The 13,279-nt window shown below is 35.7% G+C and carries 17 protein-coding genes; 3 read left to right on the forward strand and 14 right to left on the reverse strand.

The features are described 5' to 3' along the window. Positions 1 to 37: 37 nt before the first annotated feature. The 10 genes from COB47_RS08555 to acpS form a co-directional block, all read right to left on the reverse strand. On the reverse strand, positions 38 to 358 hold the full coding sequence (locus COB47_RS08555) for a glycine cleavage system protein H (RefSeq protein WP_013290981.1): 321 nt from the start codon (positions 356 to 358) through the stop codon (positions 38 to 40). A gap of 29 nt (positions 359 to 387) precedes the next feature. Then, positions 388 to 885 (reverse strand): TlpA family protein disulfide reductase, encoded by a 498-nt coding sequence (locus COB47_RS08560; RefSeq protein ID WP_013290982.1) that lies wholly within the window; start codon positions 883 to 885, stop codon positions 388 to 390. A 34-nt stretch (positions 886 to 919) separates the two neighbouring features. Continuing rightward, complete coding sequence (locus COB47_RS08565) at positions 920 to 1,567, reverse strand: cytochrome c biogenesis CcdA family protein (protein ID WP_013290983.1); 648 nt, start codon at positions 1,565 to 1,567, stop codon at positions 920 to 922. 17 nt (positions 1,568 to 1,584) lie between these two features. After that, entirely contained in the window at positions 1,585 to 2,235 is a 651-nt protein-coding gene (locus COB47_RS08570) for a hypothetical protein (RefSeq protein ID WP_013290984.1), read from the reverse strand. After that, positions 2,196 to 2,639 carry a type II toxin-antitoxin system PemK/MazF family toxin gene (locus COB47_RS08575; RefSeq protein ID WP_013290985.1) on the reverse strand — a complete coding sequence of 148 codons (444 nt, stop codon included), beginning with the start codon at positions 2,637 to 2,639 and terminating at the stop codon, positions 2,196 to 2,198. Before COB47_RS08575 ends, COB47_RS08570 begins: the two co-directional genes overlap by 40 nt. Then, positions 2,596 to 2,910, reverse strand: a complete 315-nt coding sequence (locus tag COB47_RS08580; RefSeq protein ID WP_013290986.1) for a hypothetical protein — start codon at positions 2,908 to 2,910, stop codon at positions 2,596 to 2,598. The genes COB47_RS08575 and COB47_RS08580 overlap by 44 nt, the downstream gene beginning before the upstream one ends. 115 nt (positions 2,911 to 3,025) lie before the next feature. Continuing rightward, positions 3,026 to 4,198: an alanine racemase gene (gene alr, locus COB47_RS08585; protein ID WP_013290987.1), complete on the reverse strand. Its 1,173-nt coding sequence runs from the start codon at positions 4,196 to 4,198 to the stop codon at positions 3,026 to 3,028. Then, complete coding sequence (locus tag COB47_RS08590; RefSeq protein WP_013290988.1) at positions 4,195 to 4,716, reverse strand: hypothetical protein; 522 nt, start codon at positions 4,714 to 4,716, stop codon at positions 4,195 to 4,197. The genes alr and COB47_RS08590 overlap by 4 nt, the downstream gene beginning before the upstream one ends. A 9-nt stretch (positions 4,717 to 4,725) precedes the next feature. Next, positions 4,726 to 6,261 (reverse strand): bifunctional ADP-dependent NAD(P)H-hydrate dehydratase/NAD(P)H-hydrate epimerase, encoded by a 1,536-nt coding sequence (locus COB47_RS08595; RefSeq protein ID WP_013290989.1) that lies wholly within the window; start codon positions 6,259 to 6,261, stop codon positions 4,726 to 4,728. Between the two features lie 18 nt (positions 6,262 to 6,279). Continuing rightward, positions 6,280 to 6,645 (reverse strand): holo-ACP synthase, encoded by a 366-nt coding sequence (gene acpS / locus COB47_RS08600; RefSeq protein ID WP_013290990.1) that lies wholly within the window; start codon positions 6,643 to 6,645, stop codon positions 6,280 to 6,282. 85 nt (positions 6,646 to 6,730) lie between these two features. Here acpS and COB47_RS12325 point away from each other — a divergent pair, with 85 nt between their 5' ends. Next, on the forward strand, positions 6,731 to 6,895 hold the full coding sequence (locus COB47_RS12325; protein WP_013290991.1) for a hypothetical protein: 165 nt from the start codon (positions 6,731 to 6,733) through the stop codon (positions 6,893 to 6,895). A gap of 2 nt (positions 6,896 to 6,897) precedes the next feature. Here COB47_RS12325 and pdxT read toward each other — a convergent pair whose 3' ends face one another. Together pdxT and pdxS are read right to left on the reverse strand one after the other, a co-directional pair. Further along, positions 6,898 to 7,464, reverse strand: a complete 567-nt coding sequence (gene pdxT / locus COB47_RS08605) for a pyridoxal 5'-phosphate synthase glutaminase subunit PdxT (RefSeq protein WP_013290992.1) — start codon at positions 7,462 to 7,464, stop codon at positions 6,898 to 6,900. Positions 7,465 to 7,467: 3 nt separating this feature from the next. Then, on the reverse strand, positions 7,468 to 8,358 hold the full coding sequence (gene pdxS, locus COB47_RS08610) for a pyridoxal 5'-phosphate synthase lyase subunit PdxS (protein ID WP_013290993.1): 891 nt from the start codon (positions 8,356 to 8,358) through the stop codon (positions 7,468 to 7,470). A 92-nt stretch (positions 8,359 to 8,450) separates the two neighbouring features. Between pdxS and COB47_RS08615 the strand changes: the two genes are divergently transcribed. Together COB47_RS08615 and COB47_RS08620 are read left to right on the forward strand one after the other, a co-directional pair. After that, positions 8,451 to 9,839 carry an aminotransferase-like domain-containing protein gene (locus COB47_RS08615; RefSeq protein WP_013290994.1) on the forward strand — a complete coding sequence of 463 codons (1,389 nt, stop codon included), beginning with the start codon at positions 8,451 to 8,453 and terminating at the stop codon, positions 9,837 to 9,839. Positions 9,840 to 9,842: 3 nt separating this feature from the next. Next, positions 9,843 to 10,979, forward strand: a complete 1,137-nt coding sequence (locus COB47_RS08620; protein ID WP_013290995.1) for a M20 family metallopeptidase — start codon at positions 9,843 to 9,845, stop codon at positions 10,977 to 10,979. Here COB47_RS08620 and COB47_RS08625 read toward each other — a convergent pair. Together COB47_RS08625 and COB47_RS08630 are read right to left on the reverse strand one after the other, a co-directional pair. Beyond that, positions 10,956 to 11,549 carry a type 2 periplasmic-binding domain-containing protein gene (locus COB47_RS08625; protein ID WP_013290996.1) on the reverse strand — a complete coding sequence of 198 codons (594 nt, stop codon included), beginning with the start codon at positions 11,547 to 11,549 and terminating at the stop codon, positions 10,956 to 10,958. The two genes, COB47_RS08620 and COB47_RS08625, sit on opposite strands and share 24 nt — an antisense overlap. A 103-nt stretch (positions 11,550 to 11,652) precedes the next feature. Continuing rightward, positions 11,653 to 13,260 carry a peptide ABC transporter substrate-binding protein gene (locus COB47_RS08630; protein WP_013290997.1) on the reverse strand — a complete coding sequence of 536 codons (1,608 nt, stop codon included), beginning with the start codon at positions 13,258 to 13,260 and terminating at the stop codon, positions 11,653 to 11,655. Positions 13,261 to 13,279: the final 19 nt, after the last annotated feature.

Below are 13,279 nucleotides of genomic sequence, written 5' to 3' on the forward strand. Positions count from 1 at the left end.
ACCCCTTTGTATGTAATAATTTGCTTGCATTATTATATCACACAAGTTGCTGGATGTCTATACTAATTATTTCTGTTTCTTCTGGTAATAAATTTAATAAAGTAGGATCAAAAGGTAATTCGCGATTTACCCACCTTATATAACCACTGACAGGAGACTTTAAAGTGTATGTCTTATAGATTGACTCAATTCTTGCAAACTCCTCTCCTTCTTGGATATATCCTGATGTCTTGAAGAATTCAAATATAACAATGTCACCAAGTTCCATCTCCAAATTCTTAGTTATACCTACCGAAGCAACCGAACCATTAACTTCAACCCATATGTCTCCAAAAAGAAGCCTCTCTCCATACAGCATCTTTTTTCTTCCTCTTCCTTGAAGTATTTTCATTTACCAGCAAATTTTTTAAGCTGCTCATAAGTCATCATACCAACGTTTTTGGCAACTATCTTGCCATTTTTGTCAATCAAAAATGTTGTGGGTATTCCTTCAATCCCAAATTGTGCAGAAACCTTCCCATCCCTGTCAAGAAGTACTGGGTACGTAACTCCCATTGAACTTAAGAATTCCTCAACTGTTGCTTTATCCTCTTGAATGTTAATGCCAATCAAAACAACATCTTTGTTTTCGCGATGGAATCTTTCAAAATCGGGTATCTCAGCCCTGCAGGGTGGACACCATGTTGCAAAAAAATTGAGCAAAACCTTTTTGCCCCTAAAATCTAATAATGAATACTCTTTACCATCTACTGCTAAAAGCCTAAAATCAACTCCATCTGTAGCAGCTTTCTCTTTTGAGTGCGACATAATCTGGTATACTAAAAGCCCAATCAAAATGGCGCTTATCAATATAAAGATAACACTTTTGCTTCTATTATTCAACATAAAATATTCACCTCTTCTTGAATTTTTTTATCTTTCATCTGAAGAAATTTATCTTGTCAAAAAACGCAAGCATGCCAAATGCAATCAAAAGGGTTCCTGTAAAATACTCTACTGCCCTGCTATACCTATTCAACATACCAAAAAAAGCTTTTAGCCTGTCTATTAAAAAGCTTGAGATCAAAAACGGCACGGCAAAACCCATCGAATAGATAAAAAGCAGCATCGCTCCTTTTAAAAACGTCTCAGATAGTGCCGCCATGCTCAAAATAGACGTCAAAACTGGTCCTATACAGGGTGTCCAGCTTATACTCAAAACCATTCCTAAAATTAGCGGTGAAACATTAATATCTAAATTACCTTTACCTTGTATTGGTATAAAAAACTTTTTTAAAAAATCTGGTGACAAGTCAAGCATCACCAGACCCATCAAAACAATAATCATTGCTGCTATCTTCTTCAATAGAAAACTGTACCCAGAAAATACGCTACCTACCGCAGCCGCAACCACTCCAAGTACAACAAAGACAATTGAAAATCCCAAAACAAACAAAAGGCTACTTTTCAACTTGCTACCCTTTTGAGAAAAAAGATATAAGATATACACAGGAATAAGTGGCAAAATACAGGGTGAGAAAAAAGACAAAAAACCGGCTATCGCCGCCGCTAAAATATCTATTTTCATTATTTTCTGCCCCTTTGCTATTTGATTTTGTACCCTCCATTTACAATTACCCACACGTCATCAACTGCTTTGAATCCTCTGCCATCGCTTCTTGCTACTAAATAAAAATGGTTAAATAAAAGTTGCTGGTTTGCCCCCACATCTTTTGCGCTTGTCAAATCAATAATTGTTGCCCCTTTTGGCACAACAGAAATAGCTTTTCCAACCCGCACAACAAACTCTGTTGACGCATCAAACAAAATGGTCTTGCTTTTGGGAACTTTAATAACCTCATAACCTTTGGTGTATATAAAATCACCTTTTTTTACTCCTGAAGAACTTGATATATCTTTTAATTTGGCATCAAGCTGTGCAGTTTGCAATTTTAACTTTTCAATCTCAGAAGACAAATTTGCAACTTGGCTCTGCAGCTTTGAAATATCCTGTGCTTGCCCTGCAGAAACATTTGCATCTTTTATCTTCTTATCCAGCTCATTTATTTTATTGTCTATGTACATCTTTAACTGGTCAACCTGCTTTTTAAAAAAACCATATGTGACAAGTGCGCTACTGTCAATCGATGTAGAAGAGGCAAATATAACCCCTATGCTCAGTACTCCTGCGGCCAGAACAACAAGTATCAAAAAATTTACGCCTTTTTTAAACCTGCGCCTTCTTTCTTTTTCCAATCATATCCCTCCGCTGTCCATTCTATTAGCCCAAGGCTTATCAGAATTGCCTGGTTTACTTTTTCCATGACCTCATCAGAAAGCTTGCCAACTTTATTTTTGAGACGCACTTTATCAATTGTTCTTATTTGCTCAAGTAAAATGACAGAATCACGCGAAAGACCAAACTCACCTGCACGAATCTCAACATGCGTTGGAAATTTAGCTTTGCCAATCTGTGAAGTTATCGCAGCCACAATCACAGTTGGGCTGTATTTGTTCCCTATATCATTTTGAATTACCAGAACTGGTCTTATGCCGCCCTGCTCAGAACCAACATGTGGAGCAAGGTCAGCATAAAATATGTCTCCCCTTTTGATTTCAAGTGGTGGTTGATTTTGATTTTGCTGTATCACTTTCTCCACTCTCCGCTATCCTACTTTCTTCTATTCTATAAAAATCATACCCAAAATCATCGTAAATTATATTCTCATATTTTAAAAGTCCTTCAAAGTCAAGTGCAAGCCATTCGTTTGCAATGTTTCTATTTAGCTCTGCATACTTTTTATAACAACTTTCGAGATCTCTTTCAATCTTTTTCAGCCTTCTTTTTTCAATAACTGTCCTCATAAAACCGTCATCATAAGAATTACTTTTATACTGCAAAAGGAATTTCACAAATCGTATTTGCGGCATCTCATTTCCCCCTTGCAAAACAAAATATAAAAAATAAAATTTAAAGCGTAGGAATGAGCGGATGAGCTTATTATCATTATACGGTCTTTGAAAAGAATAAATCAATGTAAATTTTTCATAAGATATAGTTTAATATTTTGACAACTCGCCCATCCTTGATAAAAACCCGTGGAATTCGCTTGCTAAACGAACACACAACCTCATAGTTTATAGTGCCAATCTGCTCAGCCAAATGATCAGCCAAAATCTCATTTTTCCCTTGTTTCCCTATAATGACAACCTCATCACCAATCTTCACATCCTCGATATCGGTCACATCTACCATGCACTGGTCCATACATATACTCCCAACAACTTTGGCAAACTCACCTTTTATGAGAACATGCCTTTGACTACTTCCAACACGCGTAAAACCGTCTGCATAACCGATAGGTATTGTAGCGATTTTACTTTTGCGTGTGGTTATATATCTTCTGTTGTAACTTATTGGGAAGCCTTCTGGCACCTCCTTTACATTGATAACTCTTGCTTTGACAGACATTACAGGTTTTAAGTTTATATGTTCTTTCAAACTGCTGTTTGGATAAAGCCCGTATAGAATAAGACCAAGTCTTACAACATCAAGTTGATACTGGGGGAAACGGATTGCCGCACTGCTATTTGCAATGTGCTTATATTTAAAGTATACCCCATTTTTATTGAGTTCTTTCACAAAGTTTTCAAATTTTATAAACTGCTCATGCGTAAAATCATCCGAATCTGGGTCGTCTGCAGATGAAAAATGAGAGAATATCCCCTCAAGTTCGATGTTTGGCAGCTTAGCAATATTTAATATGGTGTTTACGCTCTGTTCACAGCATAAAAATCCTATTCTTCCCATTCCAGTATCAACTTTGATATGTATCTTGGCTTTTTTACCTATTTTTTGGGCTGCCTTGCTAAGATAATATGCCTGCTCATACGTATAAACTGTTTGGCTTATCTCGTTTTCAACAACCTGTTCGGACAGTTCAAAAGGAGTAAAACCCAAAATTAAAATTGGAACATCAAAATTGAAATGTCTCAGCTGCAATGCCTCGTCAATTATTGCCACAGCGAGCATACTAACACCATTTTTTACAAGTACTCTTGAAATTTCAACCGCTCCGTGTCCATATGCATCAGCCTTCACAACGGCCATTATTTTTGTTTGTGGTAAAATCTTTTTCTTGATATTTTCAAGGTTGTACAGTAAATTGTCAAGATTTATTTCTGCCCATACCCTGTTGTAGAGCGACAATTTGGTCATCCCTTTCTATACTTTTTATATTCAGTCAAGTAAATGGTTTTCATAAATCTTTTATCTTGGTATATTACTCCTATCTTTTTCAGCTCTCCATTTGCAAAGTAGAAGTGAAGGTACCTTATATCACCTTTCAGCTCCAATGTGACAATTGTTTGATTCTGCTGAGCTACAATTGAGTACTTTTCGGCATTTATCAGCTTATCTATATAGTAGTCCAAAAATATGTCCTGGGCAATACTTTTTATGTTTTTGCCATCCATCAAAACATTTCCGTCCTCTTTTGTCAATCTTATTTTTCTTGTGCCTTTTACAAACTCCGCCTCAACCCTCCCATTAATTCTCTTTTCTAAAAATGAGTACTTTGAAACACCATCTCTTGAAGAGATTTCTACATAGCCTTTTGCAATATAGTTGGTAAAAACCTTCAAAGAAGGACTTTGGACCATCCTTTTACAACCAGAAAGTTCAAAAAGCAGCATAACTACTATACACAGCCAGAGTTTTTTGGACAAAAACTTCATCCTTTATATTTAACCTTCAATTAGTCTCCTAATAGCACTGTCCAACCCCTCTATAACATCTGAGGGCAAAATTGTCTGCATTGTCTTTTTTTCAAGCAAGATATCTGCTGAAAGAGAATGAAGATATACCGAAATTTTTGCCGCCTCAAAAGCAGAATACCCTTGAGCAATCATAGACAAAATAATACCTGTGAGAACATCTCCGCTTCCGCCTTTTGCCATGCCAGGATTGCCAAGAACATTTATAAAAACCTCATCTCCGTCTGTTATTATTGTTCTTGAACCTTTTAGTACGCATATAGACTTAAATTCTCTTGCAATCTTTTTGGCAGCATCAATTGGATTTTTAGCAACATCTTTTACATCAACGCCAAGAAGCCTTGCAGCTTCCATATAATGCGGAGTTAAAACTTTTTGAGATTTATAGATTGCCAAGAGATTTTTTGCTTTTTGGCTTGATGCCAAAACATTTAGTCCATCTGCATCTATTACAATAGGTATTTGGAAATTCTCCAAAATATGAATCAATATCTTTTCAACTTCTTCATTCTTCGTAAGCCCACAGCCAAATCCTAAAACGTCAAGCTTAGCAAAGTATTCCTTAAATTTCACAAAACCATCAAAAGATATAACACCTTCTTTACTTTCAACTGGCAAAACTATTATCTCCGGTTTTCTTAAACTCTGAAAATAAAGTGTTTCTTGGGGAGTTATCAAGTAGCAAAGTCCACAGCCGCTTTTAATAGCAGCATTGCTGCACAGAACCGCCGCACCAGGATAATACTTTGACCCGGCAACTATTCCCACCTTGCCATAATCGCCCTTGTGAGAGTCAGGATATCTGTAAAATTTGGATACTTCTAAATCCTCAGCCGTTAAAATCTTTACCTTGATATCTTTGATAATCTTCTCAGGAATACCTATGTCTTTCACAATGACTTTACCACAATAATAGCTACCAGGATACAAGATATGACCTACTTTGGGGTAAACAAAGGTTACTGTCTTGGAAGCACGTACAGCACAGCCTTTAACCTGAGCTGTATCAGAACAAACACCACTTGGAATGTCAACTGAATATACATCAGCGTCGCTACTATTTATATACTCAATTGCCTTTTTGTAAAGTCCGTCAATGTCTTTTGAAAGACCTATTCCAAAAATTGCGTCAACTATTATGTCAAATCTCTGGGTTTGGAGGGATAATAATAGTTCTTCTGACAAAATGCTAACATCGACTTCCAGCCTTTTCAATATATCAAGGAAAACTTTGGATGTCAAAGTCACATTTTCATCGAATAAAAATACCTTTACATTTGGACAAACCTGGGCAAGATACCTTGCAACAACAAAGCCATCGCCGCCATTGTTGCCTTTTCCGCAAAAAACTGCAATGTTTTTATCTTTTAGCACCCTAAAATCCTTCTTTATCTCTTCAAAAACACAAAAACCAGCATTCTCCATCAACACAACTTCAGGTATCCCTATTTCCTGCGAAGCTTTCCTGTCAATTTCCCTCATCTGGGATGAAGTCAAAACAAACATTTATCATCCCTTCTTTTTTTATTTTTCAGCAATGGCAACTGCAACTGCAACCGATTTTTGGTGAGATATACTCACCACAATATTTTTAATTCCAAGCTCAAAACAAAGAGTCTCAGCCCTGTTATAAAGCTTTACCATTGGACAGCCAGTTTTCCCTTTTTGTATTTCTATGTCTTTGAAGCAAAAAACAATTCCTGTTGAAAGTGCTTTGGCAACTGCTTCTTTTGCAGCAAAATACCCCGCTATTGTCTCTGGGTTATATCGCCTTTCTTTTATATATTCAAGCTCATTGAAAGTAAATATTCTTTTTAAAAACTGGTCGAATCTTTTCATATTTTTGAACCTATCAACTTCAACAATATCAATTCCAATATTAAATATCATAAATTATTTTCCCCTTCTGAGTTAAATATTACATAATTTTTGCTTGAAAAACAGCAAAAAATATAAATGAAAGGAGGGACTAAACATGAGTTTTATAAGCTGCTGGTATCCCTGCAAATATCAAAAAGATGGATACTGTTTAAAAACCCACGTTTGTCCACCCTCAAAATACTGTACTGAATTTTGCCTATTCTTTGAACCGGGAAAAAATGTCAAGGGAAAAAAAGAGAAAGAAAAAGAAAACCTTTAGAATTATTTTACCACATTCTCCACAAAGAAAGAATGCCAATAATTTTGAGATGTAAGCTCAGGATGAAATGTTGTAGCTAAGATATTTTTCTGCAAAACTGCAATTGGAGTTTCAAGCTCTGCTAAAACCTCAACAGTTTCTGCTACCTCAACAATTTTCGGTGCTCTTATAAAAACACACTCTGTAGTTATGTTGAACCTCGGAACAAAAACTTCTTTTTTAAAACTGTCAAGCTGGCTTCCATAGGCATTTCTTTCTATCATTATGCTAAGTAGAGGAAGCACACCACTTCCCTGGTTTTTGATATTTTTAGAAAGCAAAATTGCACCGGCACATGTTCCCCAAACTGGCATACCTTCATATATCAAGTTTAAAATATGGTCTTTTAAGTCTGTTTCAATCAAAAATTTTCCAATTGTAGTGCTTTCTCCCCCAGGCAAAATCAAACCATCAAGTCCTTTCAAGTCCTCTTCTTTTTTGACAAGCTGAGGCTTTGCCCCAAGTTCTTCTATCTTTTTCACATGTTCTATAACTCCGCCTTGAAACGCCAAAACTCCTATTGTCTTCAATTTTTAATTCCCCCTAAACTGCAAAAGTTCATGCTCAGAAAGATTTCTCAAATCTATACCTTCCATCTCTTCGCCAAGGTCATATGATATTTCTGCCAGTATTTTGGGATCATTGTAATATGTGGTTGCCATCACAATTGCCCTTGCTCTTTTCTCAGGATTTTTGCTCTTGAAAATAGCAGAACCGACAAACACACCATCTGCTCCAAGCTGCATCATTAATGCTGCATCAGCCGGTGTTGCAATTCCGCCTGCTGCAAAGTTGACAACAGGAAGACGTTTGAGCTCGGCTGTTTTTTTCAAAAGTTCATATGATACTCCAAGTTCCTTTGCATATGCATAAAGCTCATCGTCACTTAATGATGCAGCATAACTAATTTGCTTGTTTATTCTGCGAAGGTGTCTTACCGCTTCAACAACATTTCCTGTCCCAGCCTCACCTTTTGTTCTTATCATGGAAGCACCTTCTTGAATTCTTCTCAAAGCCTCACCCAAATCTCTTACGCCACACACGAACGCAGCTTTGAACTTCCACTTATCAATGTGATGCTCCTCATCAGCAGGTGTCAAGACCTCGCTTTCATCAATATAGTCTATGCCAAGTGCTTCTAAAATTTGAGCTTCAACAAAATGTCCGATTCTTACCTTTGCCATAACAGGTATTGAAACAGCACTTTTAATTTCCAATATTATTTTCGGGTCAGCCATCCTCGCAACCTTGCCTTCTTTTCTAAGGTCTGCCGGAACTTTTTGAAGAGCCATAACAGCAACAGCACCTGCTTTTTCAGCAATCTCAGCCTCTTTTGGAGATGTCACATCCATGATGACACCGCCTTTTAACATCTGTGCAAGGCTTTTGTTAAGTTCATATCTTTCATTTACAATCTCGCTCATAATTTAGCACCTCCGTATCGATATAATTTGTTGAAGTCTTTTGTCGACTTTATTATAATTAAAATAAACTGTGTGTAAAGACGGGATGAACGATGAGTGCATCGATACAGATTGACAAGGGCTCAAAAAAGCCTCTTTACCTTCAGCTTTATGAAGACATAAAGCAAAAGATTTTGTCAGGTGAGATTAATTATATGCAGAAGCTTCCATCTGTGAGAAATCTTTGCAAGATGTTAAATGTGAATCTTTCCACTGTGACAAAGGCTCTGAGCAAGCTTGAAAATGAAGGCTATATTAAAGCAACCCCTGGAAGCGGCTATTACGTTGTATACAGTGAGTATCAGGATAAAATCATTTTTGAGGAAGAAAACCTTATAGATGCTGAGGGGTACATTAATTTGGCTTCATCAAAGCTTCCATATAGCCTATACCCCATCGAATGGTTCAAAGATTCTTTAAACTGTGCAATTGAAGAGTATTCACCGCAGATTTTTGATTATATCGAACATTTTAAAAATCCTCTAAAGGAGTACTTGGTAGAGACATATCTTAAAAAGCTTGGGATTGTTACAAGCCCTCAAGATCTCACAGTCGTATCAGGTGCTCAGCAGGGAATTGAGATTACAACAAAAAGTTTTTTAAAGCCCGGCGATACAATATTTTTAGAAAATCCTTCGTACCTTGGTGCATATCATATCTTTAGCAATATGCACCTGAACATTGTCGGAATTGATATTGACCAGATGCAAAACATAGAAGATTACATTAAAAAATTTTCACCAAAGGCCATATACATTATTCCTTTTTCGCAAAATCCAACCGGGGTTTCGTACAGCAAAGAGTACAAGGAGTATCTGTGTGAAATTTCACAAAAATACGATTTTTACATCATTGAAGATGATTTTTTAAGTGATATAGTTGTGGATGAAGGAATTTTACCAATCAAGGCATATGACAAATACGACAGGGTGTTTTACATAAAGAGCTTTTCAACTGTTACAATGCCTGCCTTGAGAATTGGATTTGTTTTAGCACCAAGGCACTTTAGCGAAGAGGTGGCATATTATAAGTCAATGGCAGATATCTCAACATCGCTTTTGATACAGGTATCTTTTTATTATTTTTTGAAAAACTTCTTTGACAAGCACATAGAAAACTTGAAAACATACATAAACCAAAGACAAAAGCTATTTTTAAGATTGGCAAAAGACTTGCAAATAGACAACAGGCTGCTTACTCAAAATGTTCAGGGAATATTTGTTTCTTTCTACCTTCCACCAAATATATCATCTGCCACTATTTATAACAAACTCAAAACACAAAGGGTTTTAGTTCAGCCCCATACATGTTTTTATCATAAACCTGCCTCTACAAACTTTTTCAGAATAAGTTTCTTAGATTGTACAGAAGATGAACTTCAAATTGCTATGCAGAAAATTCAAAATGTTTTGAATTCAGCTTACCAAAAAGAGGAGGTATGAAAAGTGGAATTTTGTACTGAAAAACTTAAAGATACTATCAGAAAAAATATGGAACTTTTCATTAACATCAGAAGAGATTTAAATAAACTTGCCGAACTTTCATATGAAGAGTATAAGACACAAAAATATATCACAGAAAGACTTTCAGAGTGGGGCATTGAAAACTTTCCAATAGCAAAAACAGGTGTGATTGGAATTATAAATAGGTCTGAGGAATGTATTGGAATAAGAAGCGACATGGACGCAATTTTAGTGGAAGGTCAGCCAAGACACTGCTGCGGTCACGATTTTCACATGGCAGTGGTACTTGGAACAGCAAAGGTCCTTGTTGACATTGGCTTTGAAGGGTGTGTCAAGTTTATATTTCAGCCTGCTGAGGAAGGTCCGGGAGGGGCAAAAAGAGTAATTGAAGAAAGCGGACTTGAAAATCCAAAAGTGACAAGGCTTTTGGGATTTCACGTGTGGCCAGGTGTTGATGTTGGAACAATTGAAGTTTCAAGTGGTGCTATCATGGCAAGTGTAGACGACTTTGAAATTGAGTTTATTGGAAAAGGTGGACATGCTGCAATGCCAGAAGTAACCAAAAATCCAATTTATCCTGCCACCGATTTTATTCAGAGCGCAAACAACTTTTTTTGCGCGTTCTCAAATAAATTATTGCCTTTTCATCTCTCTTTCTCATCCATCAGCAGTGGACAGACTTTCAATGTAATTTCAGAGAGGTGCAAAATAAGAGGAACTGTAAGAACGTTTGATAGCAGTCTTCAAGAATTTATTTATAATAATATAAAAAAACTTACAAAACTTTCTGCTCAAAAATATAATTGCCATGTAAATATAAATTATTATTTTCAATATCCACCTTTGATAAATAGTTATCAAGCTACCGAAGAGTTTCTTGATGTAGCAAAAAAACTTCTTGGTCCTGAAAATGTAAAAAAGGCTATCCCAAGCTTTACAGCAGAAGACTTTGCATTTTACTGCCAAAAGGTTCCCTCAGTATATTTTAGACTTGGTATAAAAGAAAAAGGCAAAGGAGAAAATCCTTTGCACTCACCATATTTTGATGCATCAGAAAACAGCATATTTTACGGTATACTTATCTTAGCAGGATATTTAATTGCTGTTCAAAAGAGCTAACAAAACTTTTTGTGCACGGGAGAACTTATTGCTTCTGATATATATTGCAATATATTTATTTTCTGTATCAAATCCGTATTTTTTGAGTATAGAGACACTGTCTGCTTTAATGCCATATAAATCTGTTTTCGATTTGTCTTTTTCTTTCACATAACATGTATTATCTACAAATTTATCCAGTTTATTTTTGCTCACAAAAGACTTTAAAGAATAAAATGCTCCACTTTGGGCATAGTTTGTAAATAATTTTTTATCAAGTATATAAATATCTCCTTCTCCTGCTGCAAGCATTACCATAAGTTTTTGCATAAATGCAAATTCTTGTTCGGATTTTGGTTTATCGCCCGTGTAAAGTATCTGGTCAACGTAAATTTGGTCACCTGATTTTTTTTCAAGTTCTGAAATCAATTTTTGAGCATTTTCATCACCAATGAAATTGCCAACAAGCACAATCCTTACTTTTTTATTTATATCATCTTGACTGCTTGAACACCCTGTTAAAATAAACATTAAAAAACTCGCAAGGCTAAGTACTATTAAAACTTTTTTAAATCTCAATGCAAATTTCATTGCTCATCTCACCTGCCCGAAATTCTTAATTTTTAAAATCAAAAAAGGGAAGAGCAAAAAAATCAATTTCTGCCCTTCCCTTATTATTTTACTCCATTCTAATTTACTTTACAATCTTAGCATACATGAAGTAATTAAATCCAAGCGGAGAAATGTAATAGTTCTTTACGTAATCTTTCAAAAGATATACTTTTGTATAGAAATAAATTGGAATTATTGCATAATCCTGCATCAATATTTTCTCTGCTTGTATCATATATTGCATTCTCTTCTTAGTATCAACTTCTTTTTTGGCTTTTTCTATCAAAGAGTCATATTGCTTGTTACTCCAATTTGTGTTGTTATTACCACTATATGAAGTAAATAAATCCAAGAAAGTCATAGGATCATTGTAATCGCCAACCCATCCATCTCTTGCTACCATATAGTCTTTTTTCTGTCTTCTTTCAAGCAATACTTTCCATTCCATATTAGAAAGCTTTACATTTATACCGAGCTGTTTCCACATATTTTGAATTGCTTCAGCAACCTTTTTATGACCTTCGTCAGTGTTATAAATAATTTCTATCTCTGGCATACCTTTACCGTTTGGATATCCTGCTTCAGCCAACAATTTCTTTGCTTTTGCCAAATCAGCAGTAACTGGCAAGAAGTTGCCCGACTCTTCTCTGAAATCCTTAGAAATTCCCTTAATACCATACGGAACAAAACCTGTTGCAGGTTTTTGCTCAGCTTTTAAAAGATTAACAATACGTGTTCTATCAATAGCAAGAGACAAAGCTTCTCTTACTCTCTTGTCAGTAAAAGGTGGTTTTTTGCAATTAACAAGATAATAATATGTCCCTATTAAAGGTGCTATCTTAATCTTTCCTTCTCTTTTTAGCCTTGGAATTTCTTCAGTAGGTATACCTTCAGCACCATCAACTTGCCCAGCAGTAAAAGCCATCAAGTTGGCATTGTTGTCATTAGATAACTTTAAGATCATCTTTTGTAAAGTTATAGATTTCGCATCCCAGTAATTATTGTTCTTTTCGAGTTCGATATATGAGTTATGAACCCACTTTGTCATTTTAAACGGACCATTACCAATATATGTCTTTGGATCTGTTGCCCATTTATCCCCATATTTTTGCACAATATCTTTTCTTACCGGGAAGTATGTCGGGAAGTTTGTAAGATCAATAAAATATGGAGTTGGTGCTTCCAATGTAACCTGTAAAGTTGTACTATTTAAAGCCTTGACACCAACATCAGATGCTTTTGCTTTACCTTCGTAAAATTTTTGACCATTCTTGATATAGAAAAGCTGATAAGCATATTCTGAACCTGTGTTTGGATCTAATGCTCTTTTCCAAGCATATTCAAAATCATATGCAGTAACAGGTTTACCATCTGACCACTTCGCATTTTTTCTTATATAAAAGGTATAAGTAAGTCCATCTTTTGATACAGTCCATTTTTCTGCCATTCCAGGCACAGTTCTACCTTTAGCGTCAACTCTTGTTAAACCTTCAAAAACATTGATAATTATGTTTGCAGCATCAAGAGCAGTATTTAGACCGGGGTCAAGATATCTTGGTTCAGAGCCATTGATATAAGTAAATACTTGCCTTGATGATGCAACCGCTGCATTTTTAAAATTAACGCCTAAAAATAACCCCGTCACAAGAAAAGCAACCAGAATAAAAGTAGCTACAATACGCTTTTTCATAAATAAATCTCCTCCTCAC

It is taken from the genome of Caldicellulosiruptor obsidiansis OB47 (assembly GCF_000145215.1).
Classification (GTDB): Bacteria; Bacillota; Thermoanaerobacteria; order Caldicellulosiruptorales; family Caldicellulosiruptoraceae; genus Caldicellulosiruptor; species Caldicellulosiruptor obsidiansis.